This window comes from Haloarcula sp. H-hyl2, assembly GCF_056934385.1.
The window spans coordinates 1704422-1729235 of sequence record NZ_JBRIIJ010000001.1 but is presented as its reverse complement, the minus strand read 5'-3'; the positions used below and the strand labels follow the sequence as shown (position 1 = coordinate 1729235).

31 protein-coding genes and 1 tRNA gene are annotated in these 24814 nt (G+C 66.4%); 18 read left to right on the top strand and 14 right to left on the bottom strand.

What is annotated here, in order from left to right:
- The first annotated feature begins 64 nt into the window (after nt 1-64).
- The 11 genes from Hhyl2_RS08995 to Hhyl2_RS08945 all read left to right on the top strand — a co-directional run bounded on the left by Hhyl2_RS08995 (nt 65) and on the right by Hhyl2_RS08945 (nt 8946).
- Entirely contained in the window at nt 65-1045 is a 981-nt protein-coding gene (locus Hhyl2_RS08995) for a class I SAM-dependent methyltransferase (protein WP_483550404.1), read from the top strand.
- Nucleotides 1046-1091: 46 nt separating this feature from the next.
- The gene (locus Hhyl2_RS08990; protein WP_483550403.1) at nt 1092-1343 is read left to right on the top strand and encodes a hypothetical protein; all 252 of its coding nucleotides are present in this window, start codon (nt 1092-1094) and stop codon (nt 1341-1343) included.
- Nucleotides 1344-1380: 37 nt separating this feature from the next.
- Nucleotides 1381-2928 carry an SLC13 family permease gene (locus tag Hhyl2_RS08985; RefSeq protein WP_483550402.1) on the top strand — a complete coding sequence of 516 codons (1548 nt, stop codon included), beginning with the start codon at nt 1381-1383 and terminating at the stop codon, nt 2926-2928.
- A gap of 128 nt (nt 2929-3056) precedes the next feature.
- Nucleotides 3057-4388, top strand: a complete 1332-nt coding sequence (locus Hhyl2_RS08980) for an amino acid ABC transporter substrate-binding protein (RefSeq protein ID WP_483550401.1) — start codon at nt 3057-3059, stop codon at nt 4386-4388.
- Nucleotides 4389-4392: 4 nt separating this feature from the next.
- Nucleotides 4393-5280: a branched-chain amino acid ABC transporter permease gene (locus tag Hhyl2_RS08975; RefSeq protein WP_483550400.1), complete on the top strand. Its 888-nt coding sequence runs from the start codon at nt 4393-4395 to the stop codon at nt 5278-5280.
- A complete protein-coding gene (locus tag Hhyl2_RS08970; RefSeq protein ID WP_483550399.1) occupies nt 5277-6353 on the top strand; it encodes a branched-chain amino acid ABC transporter permease in 1077 nt (358 codons plus the stop codon). Before Hhyl2_RS08975 ends, Hhyl2_RS08970 begins: the two co-directional genes overlap by 4 nt.
- A complete protein-coding gene (locus tag Hhyl2_RS08965) occupies nt 6353-7138 on the top strand; it encodes an ABC transporter ATP-binding protein (RefSeq protein ID WP_483550398.1) in 786 nt (261 codons plus the stop codon). The genes Hhyl2_RS08970 and Hhyl2_RS08965 overlap by 1 nt, the downstream gene beginning before the upstream one ends.
- Before the next feature lies 1 nt (nt 7139).
- Nucleotides 7140-7886 (top strand): ABC transporter ATP-binding protein, encoded by a 747-nt coding sequence (locus Hhyl2_RS08960; protein WP_483550397.1) that lies wholly within the window; start codon nt 7140-7142, stop codon nt 7884-7886.
- A gap of 1 nt (nt 7887) precedes the next feature.
- The gene (locus Hhyl2_RS08955) at nt 7888-8301 is read left to right on the top strand and encodes a universal stress protein (protein ID WP_483550396.1); all 414 of its coding nucleotides are present in this window, start codon (nt 7888-7890) and stop codon (nt 8299-8301) included.
- A gap of 100 nt (nt 8302-8401) precedes the next feature.
- Nucleotides 8402-8476, top strand: a tRNA-Thr gene (locus Hhyl2_RS08950).
- 299 nt (nt 8477-8775) lie between these two features.
- Entirely contained in the window at nt 8776-8946 is a 171-nt protein-coding gene (locus Hhyl2_RS08945) for a hypothetical protein (protein ID WP_483550395.1), read from the top strand.
- A gap of 25 nt (nt 8947-8971) precedes the next feature.
- Here Hhyl2_RS08945 and Hhyl2_RS08940 read toward each other — a convergent pair whose 3' ends face one another.
- From Hhyl2_RS08940 to Hhyl2_RS08925, 4 genes are all read right to left on the bottom strand, one after another.
- On the bottom strand, nt 8972-9454 hold the full coding sequence (locus Hhyl2_RS08940; RefSeq protein ID WP_483550394.1) for a hypothetical protein: 483 nt from the start codon (nt 9452-9454) through the stop codon (nt 8972-8974).
- 149 nt (nt 9455-9603) lie between these two features.
- Nucleotides 9604-9939, bottom strand: a complete 336-nt coding sequence (locus Hhyl2_RS08935; protein ID WP_483550393.1) for a DUF7344 domain-containing protein — start codon at nt 9937-9939, stop codon at nt 9604-9606.
- Between the two features lie 49 nt (nt 9940-9988).
- Nucleotides 9989-10231: a DUF7385 family protein gene (locus tag Hhyl2_RS08930; protein WP_483550392.1), complete on the bottom strand. Its 243-nt coding sequence runs from the start codon at nt 10229-10231 to the stop codon at nt 9989-9991.
- A 33-nt stretch (nt 10232-10264) separates the two neighbouring features.
- Nucleotides 10265-11134 (bottom strand): cytochrome c oxidase subunit 3, encoded by an 870-nt coding sequence (locus Hhyl2_RS08925; protein ID WP_483550391.1) that lies wholly within the window; start codon nt 11132-11134, stop codon nt 10265-10267.
- A 92-nt stretch (nt 11135-11226) separates the two neighbouring features.
- On the opposite strand from Hhyl2_RS08925, the gene Hhyl2_RS08920 reads away from it, so the two are divergent.
- From Hhyl2_RS08920 to Hhyl2_RS08910, 3 genes are all read left to right on the top strand, one after another.
- Entirely contained in the window at nt 11227-12606 is a 1380-nt protein-coding gene (locus Hhyl2_RS08920) for a hypothetical protein (protein WP_483550390.1), read from the top strand.
- Nucleotides 12603-12893 (top strand): C2H2-type zinc finger protein, encoded by a 291-nt coding sequence (locus Hhyl2_RS08915; RefSeq protein WP_483550389.1) that lies wholly within the window; start codon nt 12603-12605, stop codon nt 12891-12893. The genes Hhyl2_RS08920 and Hhyl2_RS08915 overlap by 4 nt, the downstream gene beginning before the upstream one ends.
- Nucleotides 12894-12971: 78 nt before the next feature.
- A complete protein-coding gene (locus Hhyl2_RS08910; RefSeq protein ID WP_483550388.1) occupies nt 12972-13253 on the top strand; it encodes a DNA-directed RNA polymerase subunit L in 282 nt (93 codons plus the stop codon).
- A 12-nt stretch (nt 13254-13265) separates the two neighbouring features.
- On the opposite strand, the gene Hhyl2_RS08905 is transcribed toward Hhyl2_RS08910, so the two are convergent.
- Genes Hhyl2_RS08905 through Hhyl2_RS08895 form a run of 3 tightly spaced genes read right to left on the bottom strand, consistent with a single transcriptional unit; the run spans nt 13266 to nt 16056 of the window.
- Nucleotides 13266-14129, bottom strand: coding sequence for a hypothetical protein (locus tag Hhyl2_RS08905; RefSeq protein ID WP_483550387.1), 864 nt, complete (start codon nt 14127-14129; stop codon nt 13266-13268).
- A 54-nt stretch (nt 14130-14183) separates the two neighbouring features.
- Nucleotides 14184-14999 carry an imidazole glycerol phosphate synthase subunit HisF gene (gene hisF / locus Hhyl2_RS08900; protein WP_483550386.1) on the bottom strand — a complete coding sequence of 272 codons (816 nt, stop codon included), beginning with the start codon at nt 14997-14999 and terminating at the stop codon, nt 14184-14186.
- A 52-nt stretch (nt 15000-15051) separates the two neighbouring features.
- A complete protein-coding gene (locus tag Hhyl2_RS08895) occupies nt 15052-16056 on the bottom strand; it encodes a LamG-like jellyroll fold domain-containing protein (protein WP_483550385.1) in 1005 nt (334 codons plus the stop codon).
- 102 nt (nt 16057-16158) lie between these two features.
- Between Hhyl2_RS08895 and Hhyl2_RS08890 the strand changes: the two genes are divergently transcribed.
- Nucleotides 16159-16350 carry a DUF7550 family protein gene (locus tag Hhyl2_RS08890; RefSeq protein ID WP_483550384.1) on the top strand — a complete coding sequence of 64 codons (192 nt, stop codon included), beginning with the start codon at nt 16159-16161 and terminating at the stop codon, nt 16348-16350.
- A gap of 15 nt (nt 16351-16365) precedes the next feature.
- Here the strand turns inward: Hhyl2_RS08890 and Hhyl2_RS08885 are convergent, their stop codons facing one another.
- The 5 genes from Hhyl2_RS08885 to Hhyl2_RS08865 all read right to left on the bottom strand — a co-directional run bounded on the left by Hhyl2_RS08885 (nt 16366) and on the right by Hhyl2_RS08865 (nt 23100).
- The gene (locus tag Hhyl2_RS08885) at nt 16366-17571 is read right to left on the bottom strand and encodes an NAD(P)/FAD-dependent oxidoreductase (protein ID WP_483550383.1); all 1206 of its coding nucleotides are present in this window, start codon (nt 17569-17571) and stop codon (nt 16366-16368) included.
- A 40-nt stretch (nt 17572-17611) separates the two neighbouring features.
- Nucleotides 17612-19777, bottom strand: a complete 2166-nt coding sequence (gene purL, locus Hhyl2_RS08880; protein ID WP_483550382.1) for a phosphoribosylformylglycinamidine synthase subunit PurL — start codon at nt 19775-19777, stop codon at nt 17612-17614.
- A 524-nt stretch (nt 19778-20301) separates the two neighbouring features.
- The gene (locus tag Hhyl2_RS08875; RefSeq protein WP_483550381.1) at nt 20302-20610 is read right to left on the bottom strand and encodes a hypothetical protein; all 309 of its coding nucleotides are present in this window, start codon (nt 20608-20610) and stop codon (nt 20302-20304) included.
- Nucleotides 20611-20662: 52 nt separating this feature from the next.
- Entirely contained in the window at nt 20663-22411 is a 1749-nt protein-coding gene (locus Hhyl2_RS08870; RefSeq protein ID WP_483550380.1) for a cbb3-type cytochrome c oxidase subunit I, read from the bottom strand.
- 128 nt (nt 22412-22539) lie between these two features.
- The gene (locus tag Hhyl2_RS08865) at nt 22540-23100 is read right to left on the bottom strand and encodes a DUF7998 family protein (RefSeq protein ID WP_483550379.1); all 561 of its coding nucleotides are present in this window, start codon (nt 23098-23100) and stop codon (nt 22540-22542) included.
- An 89-nt stretch (nt 23101-23189) separates the two neighbouring features.
- On the opposite strand from Hhyl2_RS08865, the gene Hhyl2_RS08860 reads away from it, so the two are divergent.
- The 3 genes from Hhyl2_RS08860 (at nt 23190) to Hhyl2_RS08850 (ending at nt 24187) form a co-directional block, all read left to right on the top strand.
- A complete protein-coding gene (locus tag Hhyl2_RS08860; RefSeq protein WP_483550378.1) occupies nt 23190-23561 on the top strand; it encodes a cupin domain-containing protein in 372 nt (123 codons plus the stop codon).
- 69 nt (nt 23562-23630) lie between these two features.
- Nucleotides 23631-23867: a DUF2249 domain-containing protein gene (locus Hhyl2_RS08855; protein WP_483550377.1), complete on the top strand. Its 237-nt coding sequence runs from the start codon at nt 23631-23633 to the stop codon at nt 23865-23867.
- The gene (locus tag Hhyl2_RS08850; protein ID WP_483550376.1) at nt 23864-24187 is read left to right on the top strand and encodes a cupin domain-containing protein; all 324 of its coding nucleotides are present in this window, start codon (nt 23864-23866) and stop codon (nt 24185-24187) included. The genes Hhyl2_RS08855 and Hhyl2_RS08850 overlap by 4 nt, the downstream gene beginning before the upstream one ends.
- A gap of 2 nt (nt 24188-24189) precedes the next feature.
- Here the strand turns inward: Hhyl2_RS08850 and Hhyl2_RS08845 are convergent, their stop codons facing one another.
- Nucleotides 24190-24471 (bottom strand): glutamyl-tRNA reductase, encoded by a 282-nt coding sequence (locus tag Hhyl2_RS08845; RefSeq protein ID WP_483550375.1) that lies wholly within the window; start codon nt 24469-24471, stop codon nt 24190-24192.
- Nucleotides 24468-24773 carry a DUF2249 domain-containing protein gene (locus Hhyl2_RS08840; RefSeq protein ID WP_483550374.1) on the bottom strand — a complete coding sequence of 102 codons (306 nt, stop codon included), beginning with the start codon at nt 24771-24773 and terminating at the stop codon, nt 24468-24470. Before Hhyl2_RS08840 ends, Hhyl2_RS08845 begins: the two co-directional genes overlap by 4 nt.
- Between the last annotated feature and the right edge of the window lie 41 nt (nt 24774-24814).

Below are 24814 nucleotides of genomic sequence, written 5' to 3'. Positions count from 1 at the left end.
GTCGGCGGCGTGGATAAAGGGCGCGAAGCGTCAGGCTTACCGCCTGGGACCGGGGAGAGTGGATATGGGCGTTCCCTGCGTTCGCGTCGCACGCGAGGACGGTGAGGCCACCCGTGCGCGGTTGGCCGAGGCGGGACTCGTCGACGACGGGTACGACATCACCGTCGAGGGTGGGTCGCTGTATATCCCCGTCAGCGACCCGACGGCGGTCCCCGAGGACCTCGTTGTCGTCGAGTTCGACGCGTCGGCACGCGAGGGACAGACGATGCCGGTCGATCTCGTCCCGTTCCAGCCGAGCTACGAACGGATCGGGGAGACCGTGATCGTCGACGAGGACGACGACCAGCGGGCGCGGGAACTGGCAGACGCGATCGTCGAGTCGGATCTCCCGGTGAGCACGGTCTTGAACCGGGCCTCGAAGATCAAGGGCACCCAGCGGGTCCGTGACTGGGACCTGCTCGCCGGGGAGGACACGGAGGTCGTCCACCGGGAGTACGGTTCGGAGTTCCTGCTGGACCTGGCCGAGGTCTACTTCTCGCCGCGGTTGGCGACCGAGCGCCACCGCGTCGTCGAACAGGTCCAGGCCGGCGAGCACGCCTTCGACATGTTCGCCGGCGTCGGGCCGTTCGTGATCCCTTTCGCTCGGCGTGGGGCAGTCTGTGTCGGGACCGACATCAACGAGACGGCCATCGAGTACCTCCGGGAGAACGCGCGGCGGAACGGCGTCGCGGACCGGGTGACGGCGATCTGTGGTGACGTTCGTGAGGTCGCGGCCGACTACGAGGGCTGGGCGGACCGCGTCGTGATGAACCTGCCCCACAGCGCGGACGAGTTCCTGGACACCGCCGTCGCGCTGGCCGGCGAGGACTGCTGGCTCCACTACTACGACATCCAGCACGAGGACGACCTGTACGGACCGGGCGAACGAGCGATCAGGGCAGCGGCCGAACCAGCCTACGACGTCCACGTCGAGACGCGGCATTCGGTCCGGTCGTACGCCCCACACGAGCACAACGTCGTACTGGACGTTCGACTGACGAGGTGAGGCGAACAGTTATGTGGACCCGTGTGATGGTGGAAAACACCGACGGATGGGTGTGAGCGTGGCCGACGACGTCGACGTGCGCGACATCTCGCCGATGGCGTGGCGGTTGTTGCGCGTCGCGGCCGGGTTCGGGCAACGGGAAGTCGAGTCGGAGGTCGACGATATCATGCAAGCGCACATCTCGATGCTGGAGAGCGATACCCGGAGCCTCTCCGAAGCGCGCCTGGAGGAACTGTTTGCCCTCTACCGGGGGGAACTGGACGACGAACAGGTCGTCGTACTGGTCGAGAACTTCTAACGATGAGCCGGAATAGACTGACACTGGGTGGATGCCGATGACCTGGGGCGGTCTGCAGACGCCGCGCCGGACCGCGGGTGCCATCCTGGTGGCGCTCCTGTTGACGGGTGTCGTCGCCGGGGCACCGACGCCATCGGGGCTGGATCTGGCCGCACAGTACGCGCTGGCGACGATGGTGCTGGCGGCGACGCTGTGGGTGACGACGGCACTCCCGCTCCCGGTGACGGCGCTGCTCATCCCGGTCGCGCTGACGGTCTTTGGCGTCTACGACGAGATGGAGGCGGCGCTGTCGGGCTTTGCGGACCCGCTCATCTTCCTGTTCATCGCGGGGTTCATGCTGGCCGAGACGCTCCAGAGCCACAACATCGACCGGCGGATCGCGCTGTATCTCATCAATCGACTGGGCCGCTCGCCGCGGCTGCTCATCCTGGCGATCATGATCGCCACGGCGGGGCTCTCGATGTGGGTGTCGAACACGGCGACGACGGCGATGATGACGCCGGTCGCACTCGGCGTGCTGGCGGAGGTCGTCGGCCGTGAGGCGACAGCGGATGGTGTCTCGAACATGCGAGTGGCGACGCTGCTGGGGACGGCTTACGCGGCCAGCGTCGGCGGTGTCGGGACGCTCATCGGGACGCCACCGAACGTCGTCGCCGTCGCCTTCCTCGACCGACTCGTCGGCGTCGAGATATCCTTTGCACAGTGGCTGGCCGTGGGGCTCCCGGTCGTCGTCGTCACACTGCCCCTGACGTGGTACGTCCTGACCTTCTGGCTCTACCCGCCGGAGGTCGACGACGTCACCGACGCACAGGCCCAGGCCGGGCAGTACCTCCAAGAGGAGGGGCCACTGTCACCGGCGGGACGGCGTGCGGCGTACATCTTCGCCGGGACGGCGGGGCTGTGGATCCTCGGCGGGCTGGGCGTGCTGTTCCAGGGTGTCCTCCCAGACGCCTGGTTCGTGACGCTGTTCGGCGGCGAGGGCCGGACGATATTCGGCCTCCAGGGCCACCGCGGGATCCTCTATTTCGTCGTCGTCGGACTGCTCGCGATTCCGGCGCTGGTCCTCTCAGGGGCCGACGAGTGGGAGAACCTCGTCGACATCGACTGGGGGACGATCATCCTGTTCGGAGGGGGCATCTCGCTGGCCGACGCCCTCGCGGAGACGGACGCGACCGAGTGGCTCGCCCGGTCGGTGTTCGACGCCGTCGTCGGCGCGCCGCTCGTGCTCGTGGTGCTGGCGGTCATCGTCTTCACGGTGCTGGTGACCGAACTGTCCTCGAACACCGCGACGACGACCATCGTCGCGCCGGTACTCATCGGTCTCGGCAGCGTGCTGGCGGGCACACTCGGCGTCGATCCGGTGCCTGCCGCCATCTTCCTGACGGTCACGGGCGCTATCGCGGCGAGTTTCGCGTTCGCGCTCCCCGTCGCGACGCCGCCCAACGCCATCGTCTTCGGGAGCGGCCACCTGCGCCAGCGGGACATGATCCGGGCTGGTGTCGTTTTGAACGTCCTGATGACGCTCGTGCTCACCGTGCTGGTCGTCGTCTTCTTCGCGACGATCTGGCCAACGATTCTCTGGTAAGCGAGTAAAATTCTATCAGTATTCTTATTTTTACCACCCGGTAGCGGAATTATCCTCAATATTTATTAATGGGGGACCATTCGCTCCGTATAGGGCGTGTATCACTGATACACGCACGTACTGAAGCTATGACCCGAGAACACGACCGACGACAGTTCCTCAAGATTGCGGGTAGTACAGGCGTGATTGGACTGACAGGCCTCTCCGGTTGTTCCGGTGACGGTGGCAGTGGCGGCGACGGTGGCAGTGGCGGTGACGGCGGGAGCGGCGGCGATGGTGGCAGTGGCGACGGTGGCTCCACCGGCGGTGGTTCCGGCGGGTCGGACACGCTGACACTCGGTGGGTCGATGAGTCTGTCGGGCGACAACGCTGATCTCGGTCAGCTGTACAAGGACGCCTACGAACTCACGATCCAGCGCATCAACGAGAACGGCGGCGTGGAGGCCGGGGACGGCAACACCTACGAACTGGAGATGATCCTCCGGGACGACGGGACCGACGCCTCGACCTCGAAGTCGATCTACCAGGAGTTGATCGACCGCGAGAACGTCGACTACCTCCTGGGGCCGTACTCCAGTACGGTGACGCTACCGGCCAGTGCGGTCGCAGCGCAGAATCAGAAGCCGATGGTCGAGGGCGGCGGTGCGAGCCCGGAGATCTTCGCACAGGGCAACGAGTGGATCTTCGGCCTGCTGCCGACGGCGAACAAGTACGCCAAGTCCTATATCGACATGTGCCTGGCTCAGGACGAGACGCCGGAGTCCATCGCCATCCTCGCCGAGGACGGCACCTTCAGCCAGTCGACCGCCGAGGGCGCCAGACAGAAGATCAGCAACACGGACCTCGAACTCGTCGTCGACCAGACGTTCCCCTCGGAGACGTCGGACCTCTCGACGAACCTCGGCCGGGTGCGCGACGCCGGTGCCGACATCCTCCTGCTGTGTGCCCACCAGAAGCACAACATCATCCTGGCCAACCAGATGGATAGCCAGAACGTCAACGTCGACGCCGCGATGGGGACGGTCGGCAGTCTCAACGACTCGTTCAAGAACGAGGTCGGCGCCAACGGCGACTACATGTACGGCCCCTCCTCGTGGGCAGTCAACGCGAACTTCGACGATCCGGTCTACGGCAAGACCGGCGACTTCGTCTCGGCCATCGAGGAGAACTACGGTTACACGCCGGACTACCACAGCGCCGCCGGCGAGGCGGTCATCCTGACGTTCATGAACGCGTTCCAGAACGTCGACGAGGTGGCACCGACGCCAGTTCGTAATCAGATCCGCAACTCGGATTTCTCGTCGGTGTACGGATCCGTCGCCTTCGACGACAGCGGTGTCATCGACAAGAACATGCTGGTCTACCAGTGGCAGCCCGAGGACGGCCTCCAGATCACCTACCCCGACAACGTCGCTCAGTCCGACCCCATCTACCCGATGCCGGACTGGAGTGAACGCTAAGATCATGGCGGCGACACAGTTCGTAGTCAACGGCCTGCTGGTGGGCGCGCTGTTCGCAGCCGTCGCCGTCGGCTTCGCACTCATCTGGGGTGTCGTCGACATCATCAACCTCGCCCACGGCGAGATGGTGATGCTCGGCGGGTACACCTCCTACTGGGTGCTGACGCTGGTCACCGGCAACGCCGAGGGCACACCACTGCTGTTCCTCGCGACCGTGCCTGTGGCCATCGGCGTGCTGTTCGTCGTCGGCTACGCGCTCCAGCGGACGCTGGTCTCCAGGGTCATCGGGACCGACATCTTCCTGACGCTGCTGGTGACCTTCGGCGCGAGTATCGCCATCCAGCAACTCGCGCTACAGGCGTGGTCGGCCAATCCACGGTCGATCCGGGTTGCCTTCGCCGACCCCTCGATGACGCTGGCCGGCATCGTCGTCCCGAAGATGAAACTCGTCGCCTTCGTCGGGGCGCTGGTCCTGACGGCTGCGCTGTTCGTCTTCCTCAAGCAGACCCGGACCGGCCGTGCGATCCGGGCGGTCGCACAGAACCCGGAGGCAGCTGCCCTCGTGGGCATCGACGTCGAACATACGCGTGCGGTGACCTTCGGCCTCTCGTCGGCCATCGCCGGCGGGGTCGGTGCGTTCATCGCCGTCATCCTCAACATCCAGCCACAGATGGGGCTCATCTACACGCTGAAGAGCTTCGTCATCGTCGTCTTCGGCGGCGTCGGCTCCATCCCCGGCGCGCTCGTCGGCGGCCTCCTGCTGGGCTCGGTCGAGGAGCTGGTCGCCGGCTTCATCTCCTCCCAGTGGACGCTGGCAGTGAGCTTCTCGCTGCTCATCGTCCTGCTGGTCGTCAAACCCAAGGGCCTGTTCGGTGAGGGGGTGGGAGAATGAGTACGGAGACCGACGACTCCGGACGGCTCCGCTCGATCCTCCCCCCGGATCAGGTCGACCGGCTCTTCCGGACCTGCAACGACCACGGCTGGAAGCTCATCCTCGCCGGGGCAGTCGTCGGTGCGCTCCCGCCGGTCCTGGGCCTGGAATCGGGCTACTACATGACGGTCCTGTCCGAGATGTACCTCTTCGCCATCCTGGCGCTGTCCTGGGACATCGTCGGCGGTCAGACCGGCTACCCGAGTTTCGGGAACATGGCCTTCTTCGGCATCGGTGCCTATACGACGGCCATCCTGGTCAAGGACTTCGCGGTCGCGTTCCCCGCGGCGTTCCTCGTCGCCGGACTGGTGGCGACGGCGTTCGCGCTCGTCATCGGGATCATCGTTCTGCGCCTGCGGGGCCACTACTTCGCGATCGCGACACTGGGCGTCCTGCTGGCAGCCCAGCAGGTATCGCGGAACCTCGACATCACCGGCGGTGCCAGCGGGAAGATCCTGCTGGAGACGCCGTCGGGGACTGAGTTCTACTACCTGTTCCTGGCGATCCTGATCGCCGAGGCCGCGGTCATCTACTACCTCTCCAGTACCCGCTTTGGCTTCGTCCTCAACGCCATCCGCGACGACGAGGGTAAGGCCACCGCGATGGGGTTCAACACGACCTACTACAAGACGGCCGCGTGGATGCTGGCGGCCCTCTTTACTGGCTTTGCCGGCGGGGCCTACAGCCTGTTCAACACGTTCATCGACCCCCAGACCGCCTACAACGGCGCCTGGAACGTCGAACTAATCGCGATGGCGCTGCTGGGCGGCTCCGGTACCGTGGCTGGGCCGATCATCGGTGCGTTCGGCCTGCACACGGTCATCGAGATCGTCGAATCGTACGCTGTCGGCTGGCAACTGGTCTTGCTGGGACTGGCGGTCATCGTGACCGTCATCGCCATCCCACAGGGGTTGGTCGGCTCGCTACGGGAGTACGCCAGCCAGATGGACTACTACAAACACGGCGGCATGGCCGCGACCGATGGCGACGCTGCGGACCCCGCCGACGAGAGCCCGTCGGGGGGTGAGTCCTGATGAGCAAGGCCACCGACGCGGCGACGACCGACCCGCAGGGTGACCGATCCGTCCTGCGGACCGACGGTGTCACCAAACGCTTCGGCGGCCTCACCGCCGTCGACAGCGTCGACATCGAGGTCAACGAGGGCGAGATCGTCGGTCTCATCGGCCCGAACGGGGCCGGCAAGTCGACCCTGTTCAACTGCATCACCGGCACCTACGACGCCGACGAGGGCCACGTCTACCTCCAGGGCGAGGACGTCACCGACTGGCCCGAGTACAGGATCGCCCGGGCCGGACTTGGGCGGATGTTCCAGGAGACGCGCATCTTCGGGGACATGACCGTCCGCAAGAACCTCCTGATCGCAGCCCAGGAGGCCGGTGCCGACGTCGGGAACCTCCTCCGTCGGCCCGACGACTCGCTGCTGGGCCGCGCGAACGAACTACTGGAATACGTCGACCTGGGCGGGCTGGCGGACGTGCGGGCCGGCCGCCTGAGCTTCGGCCAGCAGAAGCTGATCGAGTTCAGTATGGCGCTGATGGCCGATCCTGAGATCCTGCTGATGGACGAACCGGCCGGCGGGATCAACCCCTCGATGATCGAGAAGCTCATCGAGTACATCCGGACGGCCAACACCGACGAGGAGGCGACGATCTTCCTCATCGAACACAACATGGACTTCGTGATGGAGATCGCCGACCGGATCTACGTGCTGGCCCACGGCGAGCGCATCGCAGAGGGCACGCCCGAAGAGATCCAGAACGACCAGCGCGTCCTCGACGCGTACCTCGGGAGGGAATGAGATGGCGACGACAGACACATCCACTACCACGACCGACGATACGCTGTTGTCGATGACCGACGTCACGTCGGGCTACGGCAACACGACCGTCCTGCACGACGTCAGCATCGCCGTCGAAGAAGGCGAGATCGGCTGTCTCATCGGGCCCAACGGCTCGGGCAAGTCGACGCTGATGAAGAGCATCTACGGCTTCGCCGACGTCCAGTCGGGAACCGTCACCTTCCGTGAGCAGGACATCACCGGCCGCTCGCCACAGGAGAACCTCGCCGGCGGGATGAGCTACGTCCTCCAGGACGCGAGCGTCTTCCCCCGGATGAGCGTCCACGAGAACATGCTGATGGGCGGGTACGTCTTCGACGACGACGACCGTGCCGCCGACCGCGCCGAGGAACTGTACGACGAGTTCCCGGTGCTGGGCGACATCCGTGGGCAGAAGGCCGGCACCCTCTCCGGTGGCCAGCGCCGCCTGCTGGAACTGGCCCGTGCCCTGATGGTCGAACCCGAACTGATGATGCTCGACGAGCCCTCTATCGGGCTCGAACCGCGGTTCATCGACGACGTCTTCGAGCGCATCGAACAGCTCAACGACCTCGGGACGACGATCCTGCTCGTCGAACAGAACGCCGAGAAGGGACTGTCCGTGGCCGACCGCGGGTTCGTCCTCGCGAGCGGCGAGATCAAATTCACGGGTACTGGTACCGAACTACTTAACGACGAGGAAGTCGGACGACTCTACCTGGGAGGGTAATATGTACAGAGTACTCGTTCCAGTCGACGACGACCCGGACCGCGCGCGTGGCCAGGCGGCCTTCGTCGCGGAACTACCCGGCGGTACCGACGAGGTCGAGGCCATCGTCACCCACGCACTGACACCCGAACAAGCCAAAGCCCCGGACGAAATCAAATCTGTCGACCGCGTCGAGACGGTCCGGCAGGTCCGTGACTACCTCGACGACCACGATGTCGAATACCAGCTCGCCGAGGCCAGCGTCCCGCCCGCCGACGGCATCCTGGAACTGGCCGACCAGTTCGACGTCGACCAGATCGTCATGGGGTCGCGCAAGCGCTCCCCGACCGGCAAGGTCATCTTCGGCAGCGTCGCCCAGCAGGTCCTGCTGGAGGGCGACGTCCCCGTCACGGTCGTCGGCGCCCGCGAGGCGTGAGAACCACTCTCTCGACGGGCCCGATTCGCAATCCTTATTGCGGTTATCGGCACAACACAGCATGTACGCTGACGCCTCGACGTGGGCGCTGGCGCCGCGCGCCGGTGTAGCTCAGACTGGCTAGAGCGAATCCTTCGTAAGGATTAGGCCGAGGGTTCAAATCCCTCCACCGGCTTTCTGCTGCGAACGAACGTGAGCAGCGAACGCCAGAGAGGGATTTGAACGAGAGAAGTCGCAGCGCGAACGGAGTGAGCGACCGTCTTCGCGTAGTTCACAATCCCTCCACTTCCTTCTGGTATTCCGCGAGCAGTGAGCTAACGCCTTCGCGTCGTTCACGACCGCAGCAACGATCTCTTCTGTCACTCGAATCATCGTGAGGTCGAAGTCGGCCACGACGATACCTGACCGGTAGTGCGACGTACAGTAGTGCAACAAACCGACAATACTATCGCTCGGTACGATCTACCGCCAGCTGTGATACCCCTCCAGCTGTTCGGCACGACCCCGATCGGCGGACTCGTCCTGGCGCTCGTCGTTCCGCTCGTCGTCGTCGCACTCGGGACGTACGTGGGTGTTCTGATGGCACTCCAGTCGTTCTTCGGCGAGCAGTCCTGGGACGACGTTTCGATACCTGGAGAGGAGTGAGTGGTCGAGTGGAGACGCCGCCGGCTCACTCCTCTGCTGAGTCGGCCACTGCCTCCAGGAGCGTCTCCTGGTCCTCGAAGTACGCCGGTGCATCGTGGTCGCGCTCGAACTCGACGACGCGGGCGAGTGCGTCCTGCTGGGAGCGCTCACTCCCGTCGAGGTCCGCGGCGAGATCGGCGTAGGCGGTCGCCAAGTCCGCGAAGGCGTCACGGCGGGCCTGTTTCGCCTCTGCGACGGCCTGTGTCTCCGCGATATCCTGCTCCCGGGCTTCCAGGTCGGCGATCGACTGGTCGGTCCCGTCGGTCGGCGTCTCGGGGGAGACCGTCGACTTCTCGGTCGGGCGGTCCTGCTCGGCGACGCTGTCTTTGAGGGTGGCGATGTCGTCGGCGAGTGCGTCGAGTAAGTCCTCCGTCTCCGCCTCCAATGTCTCGACGCGCCCCCAGAGAAACCGGGCCTGCGTCCGACAGTAGTCGGCCAGTTCCGCCACGTCGATGTCGCCGTTGCTCATTGGTAGATGGACACACTCGGGCCGGAAGACAATTACGAGGAGGAACCGGTCGGTGGTGGTGAGTGATGCACGGTGGGGACCGGATTCCCGTCTAACCCGTCGGGCTCCGGCTGTATAAATCTACGTCAGACACCCCACGCGAGCAGCCGTCAGTGTGTGACGAGCGCCTGGGCCTGCTCGATCAGGTCGTCGGTGACGGCCTCGCCGCGGTCAGTGATAGCCACGTGGTCCTGTTCCTGGTCGTACTCGACGAGCTCCGCGGCGACCAGTCTGGGGACGTGACTGTGATAGAGGTCGAAGTACAGTTCAGTGACCGTCTTCGCGGAGATCTCGTGGAGCGGGCGCCCGTACTCGGTCTCGGCCAGTTCGTCCGCGAGGTCCGGCAGCGTCAGATCTTGGTGGGTCGAGAGGCAGTCGAGCGCCGCCCGGCGACGGCTGTCCGCGAGCGCACGGAACAACGTATCGACGGGACCCACAGTACCCATACAGGCGGGAAGTGGAGTCCGACGTATAGAAAGTACCGATACGGCGTCGTCAGTGTGTGAGTACCAACAGTTCGTCGTCGGTCCTGACCAGACAGAACCGGTCGTCTGGCTTCCCGAAGGTGTTCGTGCGTCGCTCGGTGACGAACAGGCGCTCGAATGGCTCGCTACAGGCCGGACAGGCGAACCCGTCGCGGTTGGCCAGCGTCATCGTCCCCCGATCCTGTTTGAGCAGTTTCAACCCGTGGCGGTAGTCGTGTACGTCGAAGCCGTCGCTGACGTCGAGCTGTTCCATACGAAAATACCAGGTGAGAACCGTTAATAAGCGTTAGACCAGGTTCGCGCCGATGTACAGCACGACGACGAGGAACACCCAGACAACGTCGACGAAGTGCCAGTACATCGAGGCCGTCGAGACGGACGTGTGCCGTTCGGCGGAGTACTGCCCGTAGTAGCCCCGGACGAAGACGATACCCAGCAGCACCGCGCCGAGCGTCACGTGCAGGCCGTGCAGGCCGGTCAGGCCGTAGAACGCCGAGGCGTAGGCGCCGCCGGCAATCGTGAAGCCCTTGTGGATGATGAACTCGTAGTACTCGTAGACCTGGCCGCCGATGAAGATCACGCCCAACAGGAGCGTCAGGCCGAGCAGTTGCAGGAACCGCTCGTGGTTGCCCTTCCGGAGTGCGACGTGGGCGAAGTGCAGCGTCCCGGAACTGATCAGCAGGATGACGGTGTTGACGATGACGAGCGACCCGAACACCTCGGGGATCGCCGTCGAGGTCCAGACGTCGGTCCCACGGACGATGAAGTAGTAGACGAAGCCGGCACCGAAGGTCGCCACTTCCGAGCCCAGGAACAGGAGCATCGCGAACTTCAGCGTCCGGCCGGAGTGGTGGTCGGTCCCGCGGTCCCAGAAGTCCGAGACGAACGCGTGGTACAGCCAGCCGTAGATACCGGCCAGGAAGATGCCGACGCTGCCGACCGTCGCACCGGCACCGATCGTCGTGCTGATAAGCGGTTCCTCGCCGAGCGAGAGGACGAACAGCGCGGCACCGACGTAGATGCCGGCGGCGCCGATGGCCGTGATGAACGGCCACCAGCTGGCCTCGCCGAAGCCGCGGGGCCAGTCCTCCGTCGCCGGGAGGTGGTGGTCCCCGTGCCCGTGGCCGCCGTCCGTCTGTTCATCGGAGAGACTCATACTGGGCCCTTACGAGTCGATTACTAAAAGCCCATCCACTTGGTCGTGCGATGTCGGAAGCCATAGGCGTCCGAACACCCAACCGGACAGTGATGAGTGTGTCCCGAATCAGGGCACTGGTCGCAGCCGTCGCCGGCCTGGCAGCCCTCTCGCTGGCAGGGACGGCGAGCGCACACGGCGGGAGTCTCGCTGCCGGCGGGCGAGAGTCGCTGACGATACCGACGTGGCTCTTCCTCTCGACGGGCGGCGCCGCGGTCGGCGCTTCGTTCCTCCTGGCCTCGTTCGTCACCGACCGCTCGTTCGTCGAGCGACTACACGACTGGGGTGTCGGACTCGGCGCGGGCGGCGAGCGCGCGCTCGTCTGGAGCGGCCGCCTGCTCGGTCTCGTCGGACTCGCTTCGGTGCTTGCGATCGGCTTCGTCGGCCCCGAGACGCCACGGACGAACCTCGCTATCCTGCTCGTCTGGGCGGGCTGGTGGGCCGGACTCGTCATCACGACGTACCTTCTAGGGAACACCTGGACGGTCCTGAACCCGTTCAAGACTATCGCCGAACTGCTGCCGTCGCTGGGCGTCGACTACCCCGAGCGGTTGGGCGCCTGGCCGAGCGTGGTCGGCCTGCTCGTGTTGATCTGGGTCGAGGTCGTGAGTCCGCTGGCCGACCAGGCCCAACTGCTCGCGACGGTGGTCGCGGCCTACGCGGTCGTGACGCTGGCCGGCGCGGTCGTATTCGGTTCCGAGACGTGGTTCCGAGACGTCGATCCGGTCGAGCGCGTCTTCCGGTACTACGGCCGGTTCGCGCCGGTGACGCGTGGCCCCGATGGCTTCCGTCTCAGATTGCCGGCGATGGACCTCTCGCGGCCCCGACTCGTCGACGGTGCCGACGAGGTCGCCTTCGTCGTCGCCGTGCTGTGGGGGACCACCTACGACGGCTTCGTCACGACGGCGCTGTGGCGGGACCTCTCGACGCCGCTGGTCGCGGCCGGCGTCCCGCCGCACGTCCTCTATCCTGTCGCACTCGCGCTCGGGTTCGGCCTGTTCCTGGGTGCGTACCGACTGGCCGCTCGCCTGGCACGCCGCTCGGCAGAGACGTACCTCACTGCAGGGACGCTCGCGGTCCGGTTCGCGCCGCCGTTGCTCGCCATCGCCGTCGGGTACCACCTCGCGCACTACCTGGGCTACTTCCTCTTTCTGGCCCCGGCATTGGCGCTCGCGGCCGTCTCGCCGCTGTCCTCGCCGGCGATGGTGCCGGTGTACGTCCTCCCCGAGTGGTTCGGCGCCGTCGGTATCGCCTCGGTCGTCGTCGGCCACCTGCTTGCGATCTGGGTGGCCCACGCTGCCGCCTTCGACCTGTTCCCGAGCAGACTGCAGGCCATCCGCTCGCAGTACCCATTCATCGCCGTCATGGTCGTCTACACGATGATCAGTCTCTGGATCGTCTCTCGCCCGGAGGTGCCACTCCCACATCTATGAGCGACAGCGACCGTCCCACGACCGACCCACAGCCGATCTCGTTCGACGTCCCGACCGACGAGGACCCGGTCACCTGCGAGTACTGCGGGCAACCGTATGCCCGCGAGGAGTGGCTGGCGCTGCACCATGGTCGGGCCCACCCTGCGGAGCTCACCGACGACGAGGTCGAGGCGTTCCGGACAGCCCACGACACCGAGGAGACCGAGCTCCGGGAGTTCCGACTTCGAGCCCTCGGTGCCCTCGTGGCCATCTACTTCGTCCTGCTGATGATCTACGCGCTGGTGTGAGACGCCCGTCGTTGAGCGCCTGTCTCGCTGTCGACGGGAAGCGACACGTTGATGGGTCGCAACCGTCCAACAGTGGCTATGGACCTCCGTGTCATCGACAAATCCGACACAGAACTCTCTATCGAGATCGCCGGCGAGGACCACACGTTCATGAACGTCCTCAAGGGCGCGCTGCTGGAGACCGAGGGCGTCACGGCGGCGACCTACGACATGAATCCCGAACAGTCCGGTGGACAGACCGACCCCGTGCTAACGATCAAGTCCGAGGAGGGCGTCGACGCGCTCGACGTGCTCGAAGACGGGACCGACCGCGTCGTCGCGAAGACCGACGCGTTCACCGAGGCCTTCGAGGCCGCCTGATTCTCGCCGGTATCAACAGAGGACGTGGGTGACGAACACGCGCCCGTCGGGGGCGACGTGGACGTCGACGCCGACCGTCCCGCGCTCGGCGCTCCGGAAGGGCGACCCTCGCTCGACGTAGCTATCGGCCAGTGCTGCGCCCAGCGCCGTCTCGCTCTCGAAACTCGACAGCGACGTCCCTGTCCGGTCGTAGGCGACCTGGTAGCCGACGACGGTCGGACGCTCACAGGTCAGCTGGAACCGCTCGAAGGCCTCTCTGCTCGGCGGTTCGCCGTCCCCGTACCGCGCGTCGACGGTCGCCTTGTTGTAGTAGGCGGCGGCCTCGTCGACGGCCGTCGAGCGCGAGAGTTCGGCGGCACCGCCTCTGGCCCGTCGGTCGTTGAGCGCTGCGAGGTAGGCCTCTTCGACGGCGGCGATGTCCAGGCCCGCGATACTGTCGGCGGCACCCGGTGCGTCGGGGACAGCCGGCGGTGGCCCGTCGGCAGCTCCACTGCCGAACCCCGGCAGCGGGACGATCCCCAGAAACCCGAGGACGAGGACACCGACGAACACCGCGACGACGGCGTAGCCGACGACGTACTTCGGTTCGATGACGTCGCCCCAGGAGGTCCCGATGTCGTCGAGCGGGTCGGTGTCGGCGACGGCCTCGCGCTCGAAGTTCGCGCCGCCACACCGTCTGCACGGTGGGGAGTTGCGCTGATGCTGGCGGCCACAGTCCTGACAGACCCAGACCGAACCACCCGGCGTCACGTCGTCGTCGGCGCTCTCGGGGGCGATCGGCTGGACTGCCTTCTCGAAGGTCCCGTGGCCGCAGTTGTCACACGGTGGGTCGTTCTCTTCGTGGGGTTTGCCACACCATTCACACCGCCATTCCATCGGTTACGCTAGGTGACCGAACTACAAAGGCTGCGCGGAACCGGGAGACAGTGGCTACAACCGGACCGGAATACCTTTGCTGTCCAGATATTCTTTGGTCTCCCGGATCGAGTACTCGCCGAAGTGGAAGATCGAGGCCGCGAGCCCGGCGTCTGCGCCGGCCTCGACGAAGACCTCCTCCATGTCCGCGGGGCTGCCACAGCCAGAGGAGGCGATCACCGGCGTCGAGACGCTGTCACAGACGGCTTTCATCAGCGGGATGTCGTAGCCGTCCTTGGTACCGTCGGCGTCGATGGAGTTGACGAAGATCTCGCCGGCGCCCCGATCCTCGGCCTCCATGGCCCACTCGACGGCGTCGAGGCCGGTCCCCTCCCGACCGCCCTTGACGGTACACTCGAACCAGCAGGACTCGCCGTCGACCTCGGCGTAGTGTTCACCCTCGTCGTCGAAGCGACGCCGGGCGTCCAGCGAGATGACGATACACTGGCTGCCGAAGGCGGCCGCACCCTCCTCGATGAGTTCCGGTTCGGCGATGGCGCCGGAGTTGATCGAGACCTTGTCGGCGCCGGCCCGCAACGTCTCCTTGATGTCCTCGCGGGTGCGGATGCCGCCCCCGACCGTCAGCGGGATGAACACCTCGTCGGCGACCGCAGAGACTGTCTCGAGCATCGTCTCGCGTCCCTCGGCGGAGGCGGTGATGTCCAGGAAGACGAACTCGTCGGCCCCGGACTCGTTGTACGCCTTGGCCATCTCGACCGGATCGCCGGTGTACTCCAGGTCCTCGAAGTTGACGCCGGTGTAGACGGCGGCGTCCCCGTTCTCGTCGACGTCGACGTCGATACAGGGGATGATGCGTTTGGTGAGGGTCATTCGCTATCGGGAGTTCGCCACAGACCCGTTTGACGGTTTCGACTGGCGCAACTTAGCTCATCGCTGTCGAGATGACGCGGACCTCGTCGTCGTCGAAGGCCGTGTAGTAGAGGCGGATCTCGTAGATCTCGCCGTCCAACGTCTGTGAGCCGCCGCCGGGCGCGTCGGCACCGATCACCAGATCCCCCATCGCGACCTGGGAACTGTAGCTCCCGCTCCCGACACTGCTCCCGTCGACGTAGAGTTCGTAGGTCGAGCCGTCGTAGGTCCCCACGGCGACGTGGCGCTCGCCGGTCGTGTAGGTCGTCCCGGAGTTGGTGACGTTCGTTGGGTAGTTCACTGCGAAGTCCGTCGAGTACTGGGATCCACTGGCGCCGGGGTTCTCCAGGAACCACTCGTTGCCGCCGTCGTAGTGTTCGACGAGTTGGTTCACCCGGCCCGAGGAGCCAGTCTGTCGGTACGCGACGGCGACCGTGAACTCGGAGACCTCGGTCCCCGGCACTGCGAGGTTCGTGACGTCGACGTGGTCGCCACCGCCGCCGCTGAACCGCAACGAGTTCCCGGTCCAGTCGGGCGACCCAGAGAGGCTCCCGTCGTTGCCGTTGCCCGACCGGTCGACGAGTGTCGTCCCACTGGTCGAGTCGAACGTGTAGTAGGCGATGAAGTCGCCGACCTCCGAGCGGTCGTCGACGGTCTTCTCGACCAGGACGCTCTTCTCGCCGTCCCTGGAGACGACGGTGATCCGGTCGCCAGGCGCCGTCGGCAGGAGGACCGTCCGCCCGGCCGCGTCCTCGCTGAACGTCGCCACGCGCTTGCCGTTGAGCTGGACGTCGACGGACGTCGAGAGGGCCTCGGGCGTCATCTCCAGGCCGGCCGGCGTCTGTTCGTACGTGAACTCCGCGTTCGCCGTCGGTGCGCCGAGTCCGTCCAGGAACGTGAACGCGCCGACGGCGATGACCATCCCGACGAGGACGACCGTCGCCACGAGCAGGAGGTTCCCCATGACGCTGGTCATCCCCCGGTCAGTCTCGTCGGTGCTGTTGGCCTCCCCCCGCATGGCCGCTCGTTGTGTCTCAGTGAGCAAAACCTTGCCGCCAGTATCGAGGAGCGAGCGACCGAATCCGACAGCTACAGGTAGCCCCTGGCAGAACGCTCGCGTATGTCCGACGACCACCACGAGGAGGACCGTCCGGAGTTCGATCCACACAACCCCGACCTCCCCGCGAAGGAGCCGCCGCTGCGTTCGACCGCGCCACAGAGCGACTTCACGATGTCGCAGGTCTCGACCGGCGCGGTCGTCGCGCTGGTCGGCCTGCTGCTGACGTTCGGAATCGCGTTCGTCCTGGTCTGACCCGCTTTCACTGGTCTACAGGTGCCGTGCCAGCGTTCGTGCCTTCCAGAGGTCCGAGAGCTGGAACGGGTACAGCTCCAGCAGGTCGGGAATCGTCAGTTCGTAGCGCTGGAGCCGGTCGAGCTGTGTCGGTGACATCGTCCCGGCCGCACGGACGAACCGGTCCTGCTGGGTGGCGTCGAAGTCGTAGAGCAGTTCGCCGACGGCCCGCTGGAGCTTCCAGTCCCACCCCTTCTCGTCGTTCCATCGCTGTTCGTACGCGGCAAGCCGTCGCCGCGAGGTGTCGCCGGCCCGCAGCGCCTCGATGGCCACGTCGGCGGCCATCTCCGACGACTCCATCCCCGGCCGGATGCCCTCGCCGAACAGGGGGTTGATGCTGGAGACGGCGTCGCCGACGGCGAGTAGCCCGTTGACGGCTCGCGTGTTGATGGAGTTGTTCGAGTACACCTGGCCGGCGTGGACCGCCCGGATCGAGTCGACGTTCCAGCGGTCGTCGGTCTCGGCCCAGCGCTCGACGTAGTCGTCGATGCGCCGGCCGGCATCGGTCCGGTGGCGCTCGTAGAAGTCGTCGATCCAGCAGACGCCGACCTTGAAGACGCCGTCGCCGGCCGGGAACGTCCAGGCGTACCCCCCCGGAGCGTCGAAGTGGTCGAACCGGAACAGCATCTCGTCCAGTTCGAAGGTCCCCTCGGCCTCGTACTCCTTGCCGATGCCCCGCTGTGCGGCGTCGCGGTCGAACATGTCGAGCTGGCCGGTCAGTGTCGCCGCGTCACCGGTCGCGTCGACGACGAGGTCGGCCGAGACCGTCCGTTCGGTGCCGTCCTCGCGACACCGGACGCCGGTGACAGTGCCACGTTCCAGAACCGGCTCGGCCACACGGACGCCGGTGTGGACCTCGCCGCCGTTGTCCGCGACGTCCGCGCCCAGGTACTCCAGGAAGTTCGGGAAATCGAGGACGTAACCGGGGATGTCGAGGTGTTCGGAGGTGCTCGGCCCCTCGAAGACCACGCCCGAACTGTCGGCCATCACCACCGAATCGGGGATGTCGTACCCCTGGACGACCTGGTCGAAGGTTCCGCCGGTGGACTTGTCGTTGTCCGAGAGGTCGTCGTGGGCTTCGAGGACGGCGACAGAGAACTCGGATCGGCTGGCGATCTCTCTGGCGAACTGGAGGCCGGAGGGCCCGCCGCCGGCGACGACCACGTCGTACGTCTCCTGCATGAGTGCCCGTCAGGACGGAACGTAGAAAACCGTTCTGCGACTACGCGAGTTCGTCCGTGATCGTCGACCGGAGGGCGGCGATCTCGCTCGCGTGGTACTGCAGCCGCTCGTCGTTGACAGTCAGGTCGAGGTGGTTCGAGCCGTTGGCCTCGCCAAGTTCGGTCACGGGGGCGACGCCGTCGAAGGCCTCCCGCACCGCCGCGGGGTCGGTCGTCTCGAAGACGACGCGGCCGGGCTGTTCGCCGAACAGGAGGCGTTTGCGGGTCCCGCGCTCGACGGTCTCGATCTCGACGTCGGCGCCGGCGTCCTCGTGGACCATCTCGGCCAGCGCCACCGCCAGCCCGCCGTGGCTCACGTCGTGGGACGCCAGCACGTGATCCTCGTCGGCGACGTCGGCGACGGTGCTGAGCAGGCCGCTCGGGTCGGCCGGCAGTTCCGGGAACCGGTCGGTGCCGCCGAACTGCGCGACGTACTCGGAGCCGCCCAGCCGTGGGTCGGCCTCGCCCTCCAGTGCGCGGTCGCCGACGACGACCAGCGTCCCCTCGCCGGACAGTTCCATCGGCGGGGCGTCGTACCCCTCCTTGACGCCGACGAGCGCGAGCGTCGGTGTCGGCGGGATGGGGCCGGCCGCCGAGTCGTTGTACAGCGAGACGTTCCCGCCGACGACCGGGACGTCCAGATCACTGCACATGTCCGCCAGGCCGTCGACGATACCTTTGAAGCCGCCGTAGACGTCCGGCTTCTCGGGGTTGCCGCCGTTCAGACAGTCGACGGCGGCGTGAGGGGTCGCCCCCTTGGCGGCGACGTTGGTCGCGTTCTCCAGCGCGACGGCGCGGGCACCCTCGTAAGGCGCGGCGTCGGTCCAGTTGGGGTCGGCACCGGCCGAGAAGGCCAACCCGGTGCCGGCCTCGCGGATGGCCAGCAGCGCCGCGTCGTCGCCCGGCAGCACGCTCGTGCGGACCTGGACCTCGTGGTCGTACTGGCGGTAGACCCACCGTTTGGATGCGGTGTTCGGGCTGGCGACGAGCTGGCGGAACGCCTCCTCCAGATTGACTGTCGGGAGGTCTCGTTCCTGCTCGGGTGGATCCTCGCTCGGGAGGTCGTTCATCGGCGCGCCCTCACCGAGGAAGTGTGCGTCGACGTCGACGACGGTCTCGCCCTGGAAGGTACAGACGTAGTTCGTGCCGGGCTCGGTCAACTCGCCGATGACCGAACAGCCAAGGTCGTACCGCTCGGCCAGTTCGGCCACGCGGTCGACGTTCTCGGGCGCGACCTCGTAGACCATCCGCTCCTGGCTCTCGGCCAGCAGGTACTCCATGGCGTTCATGTTCGGTTCCCGCTCGTGGACCCGATCGAGTTCGATCCGTGCGCCCAGACCACCCTTGGCGACCAGTTCGGAGGACGCACCACCCAGCCCGGCGGCACCGAGGTCCCGCGCCGACTCGATCAGGTCCTCGTCCAGCAGCGCCTCGTTGCACTCGATGAGCAACTTCTCCGTGTAGGGGTCGCCGACCTGGACCGCCGGCCGGTCCTCGGTCTCGGCGTCCTCGGCGAGGTCCTCGCTGGCGAAGGAGGCCCCGCCCAGGCCGTCACGTCCCGTCGAGTTCCCGACGAGGACGAGTTTGTTGCCCGGCTGCTGTGCCTCGGCGGTGATGGTCCGTTCGGGCTCCAGCAGGCCGATACAGGAGACGTTGACCAGTGGATTGCCCTCGTAGTCGTCGTGGAAGGCGACCGACCCCGTCACGGTCGGGACGCCGATGCAGTTCCCGTAGTGGGAGATGCCCTCGACGACGCCCTCGAAGAGGTACCGGGAGTGCTCGCGGTCGAAGTCCCCGAAGTACAGGCAGTCCGCGAGCGCGATGGGGTAGGCACCCATCGAGAGGGTGTCACGAACGATTCCCCCCACGCCCGTGGCCGCGCCGTCGAAGGGGTCGACGTAGGAGGGGTGGTTGTGGGACTCGACGCCCATGGTGATGTACATCTCGTCGCCGTCGCCGTGACTCGGCAGGGAGACGACGGCGGCGTCGTCGCCGGGGCCGATGACGACCTGATCGCCCTCGGAGTCGAAGGCCGACAGGAGCGGTCGCGAGGAGCGGTACGCGCAGTGCTCGCTCCAGAGGTTCTCGAAGAGAGCGGCCTCGGCGCGCGTGGGCTCCCGACCGATCTCGTCGACCACGATGTCGTGGTCCGCGTCGGACAGGCTCATTACCTCCCCGTGGCTGCCCGCCGGCTAAATCGCTTTCCATGCGCCTGCGACTCGTCCTAGGGGTACCATCCGTGGTCTTGTTACATTTCAGAGTCGGGTCTACAGAGAGCCAGAAAGCCCCGGCTGTCATCGGACGCGAAGCGTCCGATTGCCCGCGAGAGCTTCGCTCTCGCCCTGGCTCCGGTCGGGGGCCTCGTTGCGGTCTCTGCTCACGGCGGCAAAGCCGCCGTTCGCATGGTCCGAGGGACCTCCGGTCCCTCGCTACTCACTGCGTTGCGGTCCTTACATCGGCCGCCTTCCCGGAGCCAGCCGCCCCTTTCATTCCCACCCGTAGCCGGTTGGTCAACCGAGCGGGGTGGGAATGAAAGGGGCCACGTTCTCGGCGAACCCCGACGACGCGAGCACGCGTAGCACGCGCAGCGAGTCGCGGGTCGCGAGGGACCGAAGGTCTCTCGTCTTGACGAGAACGTGGGGGCTTTCTGGCTGTTCGCAGTCACAGCAGCGTCCCTGCTCACAGTTTCTCTTCACTCCACCACGTACGACCGGTGCTGGCCGCGGCTCTCGGTGTCGACGAACTGGTAGCGACGACACCCGTCGAGCTGGCCGGCGAAGGCGGCGTCCGAGACGTCACCGACGTCGTAGACCTCGTCGGCGCCGGCGAAGCCGTACGCGGCGAGCAGTTCACGCACCGCGGGTGGCAGCGACTCCCCGGCGGCGGTTTCGACGACGAGTAGCCGGTCGGTGAAGCTCTTTGCCGTCCAGGCGTCGCGGACGCCGCCGTGGTCGGCGATATCCTCGACCAGGTCCCGGACTGTCTGGTCACGGTCTGTCATCGGTCCGGGGTTCGTTCGCCACGGCGAAGGGGCTGGTCGCGAAGGTGTTCGGTCAGTCTTCCCTGTCCTCGTCCGCCTCTTCGCCGCCGTCGGTCACGGCGGGGAGTTTCTCGTCGGCGAACCAGGCGAACTCCCGGCTGTACTGATCGGTCTCGGCCAGATCCCAGGGGTCGCGGTCGGTGACACGGGGGCCTTCCAGCCAGGACTGGACAATGTTCCAGAGGAAGATCAGCTGCCCGACGACCAGCAGGACGACCCCCAGCGTTGCCAACTGGTGCAACAGGGTGAACAGGTCGATGGGGCCGGCAGTAACGTCGTAGGTGGCGTACCGGCGGGGCATCCCGGCGTAGCCCAGCAGGACCATCGGGAAGAAGGTGACGTTGGTCCCCAGCATCGTCAGCCAGAAGTGCCACTTCGCGAGCGTCCGCTGGTACCACCGGCCGGTGTACAGCGGGAACCAGTAGTAGATGCCGGCGAAGACGGCGAAGGCGATGCCGCCCATGATGACGTAGTGGAAGTGCGCGACGACGTGGTAGGTGTCGTGGAGGATCAGGTCGACGGGGATAGCCGCCTCGAAGACGCCGGTGACACCGCCGATGATGAAGTTCGCGACGAAGCCGACACAGAACAGGAACGGTGCAGTGAGACGCAGGCTGCCGTTCCACATCGTCGCCATCCAGTTGAACGTCTTGACCGCGCTGGGGATGGCGATAGCGATGGAGACGGCCATGAACGAGGCCCGCAGCCGCGGGTCCATGCCCGTCGCGAACATGTGGTGGGCCCAGACGCCGAAGGAGAGCACGCCCAGCGCCAGCGTGGAGTAGACGACGAACTCGAAGCCGAACAGTTTCCGGCCGGTGAACTTCGGCAGGATGTAGCTGATCAGTCCCATCGGCGGGAGCACGAGGATGTACACCTCGGGGTGGCCGAAGAACCAGAAGAGGTGTTGCCACAGCAGCGGGCCGCCGCCCTCGACGGCGAAGAACGTCGTCCCGAGGTTCCGGTCCAGCAGGAGCATGATCAGCGCACTGCCCAGCAGCGGGAAGGCAAAGAGGATCTGACCGGACTGGACCAGCACCGTCCAAGAGAAGATGTCCAGGTTCGCCCAGGTGACGTCCTCGCCGCGCTCGGTGAAGATGGTCGCGATGAAGTTGATAGCGCCCATCGTGGCCGCGACCCCCGAGAGATGGAGGCCTAGCAGCATCAGGTCCACACCCGGATTGGGCTGTTCGACCGACAGCGGCGCGTACATCGTCCAGGACGTCTGTGCCGGTTCGACGCCCTCCAGAAACGGTGCGCCGATGAGGCCACCCCAGATCAGGAGGGCCGCGGGCGGAAGCAGCCAGAACGCGATGGCGTTGACCCGCGGGAACGCCATGTCGTCGGCGCCGATGAGTAGCGGGATGAAGTAGTTCGAGAACGCCGCCAGGATCGGCGTCCCGAACAGGAACAGCATCGTGATGCCGTGGGTGGTCAGGAGGCCGTTGTAGAGGTTCGCGCCGATGAAGTCCTGAGCGGGATAGAGCAACTCGAAGCGCATCAGCACGACCGCGACGCCACCCCAGGCGAACGCCAGGACTGCGAACGCGCCGTAGAGGATGCCGATGTCCTTGTGATCGACCGTGGTGAGCCAGCGAACGATGCCACTGGGCTTCTCGTGTGTGGTCTCGGAGACGGTCCCGCCGCCACCGACCGTCGGAGCGTAGGACCGCCAGTTCTCGACGCGAGCGAGTGTGGCCGTCACGCCCACGAGCAACGTCGCCATCAGTACCGTCGTGACTATCGAGCCGACTGCCGCCATTTGGGTGTCGTTGCGGTTCCTCCAGGGTGGGGCTTGTCGGGAAGATGTTCGCCCCCGCGTCCACAGATTGCCGGAACTCCGGCATCCACGGATTGTCGGAACCCCGGCCGCTACCGATTGCCGGACGCTCAGAACGGCGTCTCGACGTCGGCCTCCGGTCGCTCGCCGCCGGTGTCGCTCGCCCCGACCTGGTCCGGTATCTCGCCGGTCTCCCGGTAGCTCTCTTCCAGTTGCTGGAGTTTGCCGTTGATGGCGACGCTCTCGTGGTGCATCGGGTCGACACGCACCCGGACCAGATCGTACTCGTGGCGCTCCGCGAGGCCGTTCCAGGCCCGGAAGGCGCCGACGGTGAGGGTATCGCTCTGCGGACAGAACTCCGTCGTCGGGGTGAACGCCGCCCGCAGGACGGCGGGGTCGTCGGGCTCGCGGGCGTAGCGGAATCCAGCGCCGGGGTGGCGGTGGTCGAGGTTCAACTGCGCGAGGTTGTAGCCGAAGGTCATGTCGTAGACGCCCCGCTCGTCGAACAGGGCCATCGTCAACCGGTGGAAGGCGGCGTGGTCGGTGCCAGTCAGGACCGCACAGTCCGCCAGGAACGACCCCGGTTCGGGGACGTGCTCGGGCGCGAACGTGTCGTAGTCGTCGAACCCGGCGTCCGTGCTCGACCCGCGGAGTCCGGAGAGGAAGCTCATACACACAGTTCGTGGCGCCGTCACACAGGCGGTTGTGCCGAACGTGTTCGCCCGAACCCCCTCCCCGTGGCAGCCCTGACACTCCGGTGATGGTCGCGACGAGCCTCGACGCGGAGCGAACGTATCAGGACGAACAGTTCTCGGCACAGACCGTCCACTCGACCGACCGCCAGAAGGTCGTGCTGGGCTACTTCGAGCCCGACCAGTTCATCCCGGTCCACGCGCCCGACAGTGACGTCGCTATCACGGTTCTCGAAGGGACCGGCGTCGTCCGCGACGGCGAGGCCGAGCACACCGTCGAACCGGGCGACGTGGTCGCCATTCCGGCCGGCGAGGACCGCGGCGTCCGTGCTGTCGAGGGGCGTCTGGAGGCGACGCTCGTGACGGCACCCCCGCCCACCGACGCCGAACACGACCCGGTCCGCCGTGGACTCCGTGAGGGTGCCTTCGATCCGGAGTGAGACGCTCGACCGCCGACCCGAACACGTTCGGGGACACGCCCTGGGTCGTCGGGTGCCAACCGTCGGGTGATGCCAGCGACCGAACTCGACCTCCGCGAGATGCCGCCGCCGGAACGCCACCCGAAGATCCACGCCGCCTTCGCGGACCTGGACGCCGGCGAAGTACTCCGGATCGTCAACGACCACGAACCGAAGCCGCTGTTCTACGAGATGCAGGCCGAGGTCGGCGCCTTCGACGCCGAGCGGTACGACTGCCGGCGGGTAGCGGACGGCAAGTACGTCGCGGACCTGCCCAAGGAACCATGACACAGTCGACCGACGCGCCAAGCGAGACGGAACGGGTCTCGCTGTCGGACCTCGACGGTGAGGGCCGGACGCCGTTGTTCGAAGGCGAGCCACGGACGGTCAGACTGGCCCTCGACGCCGGCGAGTCGGTCCCGCCACACCAGCACCCCGGTCGGGAGATCGTCTTCCACGTCCTCGACGGAGCGTTCGACCTGACGCTGGGCGAGGAGACACTATCGCTGTCGGCCGGTGGCGTCGCTCGCTTCGACGGGGCACAGGACATCTCGCCGGCGGCGACCACCGACGCCGAGGCGCTGCTGGTGCTCGCCCCGTCGGCGTAGCGTCAGCCGAACAGTTCCATCGCCGTCTCGATTTTCTGCTGGTCGCCACGGGTGTCGGCCGCCCGCAGCGACTCCTCGGGCACCGACAGCAGCCTGTCGACCAGCCGCTCGCTCAACTGCTCGACGGCGGCGACCTGCTCGTCGGAGAGGTCGTCCTCGGCACGCAGGCGCGAGAGGGCGCGTTCGAGCTGTTCGGCCTGTACCTCGGCGCCGCGTGCCGAGAGCTCTCCGAGTGCCTGTTCCACATCCGTCGTCGTCTCCATCGTATCGTCGTTCACGCTCATGGGTTCCAGATGACAGTCACGGTCGTGTCGTCGGTCTCGACGGTCTCGTGGGCGTAGCCCCGGTCGTCGAGTTTCGGGTAGAGGTGCTGTGGGGCGCGGTCGTTCTCCTGGACGAGGACGGCGTCGTCCTCCAGGTCGGCGAGCGTCTCCAGTGTCTGCCGGAGGGGTTCGGGCGGCCCCAGTTCGCGGACGTCCAGTCGCTCGGTCGGTGCGTCGGCCGGCGCGTCGGTCTCGGCGAGGATGGCCGCGGGATCCATACGTGTCGATAGCCACTCGCCGCCGCTCCCGGTTTCCCCGAACATGTTCGGAGACACTGCCAGCACGACGCGGGCCGAACGATCGA

Coding starts and splice junctions, on each gene's coding strand:
- Hhyl2_RS08995 (WP_483550404.1), top strand. CDS start 65: ATGGGCGTTCCCTGCGTTCGCGTCGCACGCGAGGACGGTGAGGCCACC.
- Hhyl2_RS08990 (WP_483550403.1), top strand. CDS start 1,092: ATGGGTGTGAGCGTGGCCGACGACGTCGACGTGCGCGACATCTCGCCG.
- Hhyl2_RS08985 (WP_483550402.1), top strand. CDS start 1,381: ATGACCTGGGGCGGTCTGCAGACGCCGCGCCGGACCGCGGGTGCCATC.
- Hhyl2_RS08980 (WP_483550401.1), top strand. CDS start 3,057: ATGACCCGAGAACACGACCGACGACAGTTCCTCAAGATTGCGGGTAGT.
- Hhyl2_RS08975 (WP_483550400.1), top strand. CDS start 4,393: ATGGCGGCGACACAGTTCGTAGTCAACGGCCTGCTGGTGGGCGCGCTG.
- Hhyl2_RS08970 (WP_483550399.1), top strand. CDS start 5,277: ATGAGTACGGAGACCGACGACTCCGGACGGCTCCGCTCGATCCTCCCC.
- Hhyl2_RS08965 (WP_483550398.1), top strand. CDS start 6,353: ATGAGCAAGGCCACCGACGCGGCGACGACCGACCCGCAGGGTGACCGA.
- Hhyl2_RS08960 (WP_483550397.1), top strand. CDS start 7,140: ATGGCGACGACAGACACATCCACTACCACGACCGACGATACGCTGTTG.
- Hhyl2_RS08955 (WP_483550396.1), top strand. CDS start 7,888: ATGTACAGAGTACTCGTTCCAGTCGACGACGACCCGGACCGCGCGCGT.
- Hhyl2_RS08940 (WP_483550394.1), bottom strand. CDS start 9,454: ATGAGCAACGGCGACATCGACGTGGCGGAACTGGCCGACTACTGTCGG.
- Hhyl2_RS08935 (WP_483550393.1), bottom strand. CDS start 9,939: ATGGGTACTGTGGGTCCCGTCGATACGTTGTTCCGTGCGCTCGCGGAC.
- Hhyl2_RS08930 (WP_483550392.1), bottom strand. CDS start 10,231: ATGGAACAGCTCGACGTCAGCGACGGCTTCGACGTACACGACTACCGC.
- Hhyl2_RS08925 (WP_483550391.1), bottom strand. CDS start 11,134: ATGAGTCTCTCCGATGAACAGACGGACGGCGGCCACGGGCACGGGGAC.
- Hhyl2_RS08920 (WP_483550390.1), top strand. CDS start 11,227: ATGAGTGTGTCCCGAATCAGGGCACTGGTCGCAGCCGTCGCCGGCCTG.
- Hhyl2_RS08915 (WP_483550389.1), top strand. CDS start 12,603: ATGAGCGACAGCGACCGTCCCACGACCGACCCACAGCCGATCTCGTTC.
- Hhyl2_RS08910 (WP_483550388.1), top strand. CDS start 12,972: ATGGACCTCCGTGTCATCGACAAATCCGACACAGAACTCTCTATCGAG.
- Hhyl2_RS08905 (WP_483550387.1), bottom strand. CDS start 14,129: ATGGAATGGCGGTGTGAATGGTGTGGCAAACCCCACGAAGAGAACGAC.
- hisF (WP_483550386.1), bottom strand. CDS start 14,999: ATGACCCTCACCAAACGCATCATCCCCTGTATCGACGTCGACGTCGAC.
- Hhyl2_RS08895 (WP_483550385.1), bottom strand. CDS start 16,056: ATGCGGGGGGAGGCCAACAGCACCGACGAGACTGACCGGGGGATGACC.
- Hhyl2_RS08890 (WP_483550384.1), top strand. CDS start 16,159: ATGTCCGACGACCACCACGAGGAGGACCGTCCGGAGTTCGATCCACAC.
- Hhyl2_RS08885 (WP_483550383.1), bottom strand. CDS start 17,571: ATGCAGGAGACGTACGACGTGGTCGTCGCCGGCGGCGGGCCCTCCGGC.
- purL (WP_483550382.1), bottom strand. CDS start 19,777: ATGAGCCTGTCCGACGCGGACCACGACATCGTGGTCGACGAGATCGGT.
- Hhyl2_RS08875 (WP_483550381.1), bottom strand. CDS start 20,610: ATGACAGACCGTGACCAGACAGTCCGGGACCTGGTCGAGGATATCGCC.
- Hhyl2_RS08870 (WP_483550380.1), bottom strand. CDS start 22,411: ATGGCGGCAGTCGGCTCGATAGTCACGACGGTACTGATGGCGACGTTG.
- Hhyl2_RS08865 (WP_483550379.1), bottom strand. CDS start 23,100: ATGAGCTTCCTCTCCGGACTCCGCGGGTCGAGCACGGACGCCGGGTTC.
- Hhyl2_RS08860 (WP_483550378.1), top strand. CDS start 23,190: ATGGTCGCGACGAGCCTCGACGCGGAGCGAACGTATCAGGACGAACAG.
- Hhyl2_RS08855 (WP_483550377.1), top strand. CDS start 23,631: ATGCCAGCGACCGAACTCGACCTCCGCGAGATGCCGCCGCCGGAACGC.
- Hhyl2_RS08850 (WP_483550376.1), top strand. CDS start 23,864: ATGACACAGTCGACCGACGCGCCAAGCGAGACGGAACGGGTCTCGCTG.
- Hhyl2_RS08845 (WP_483550375.1), bottom strand. CDS start 24,471: ATGAGCGTGAACGACGATACGATGGAGACGACGACGGATGTGGAACAG.
- Hhyl2_RS08840 (WP_483550374.1), bottom strand. CDS start 24,773: ATGTTCGGGGAAACCGGGAGCGGCGGCGAGTGGCTATCGACACGTATG.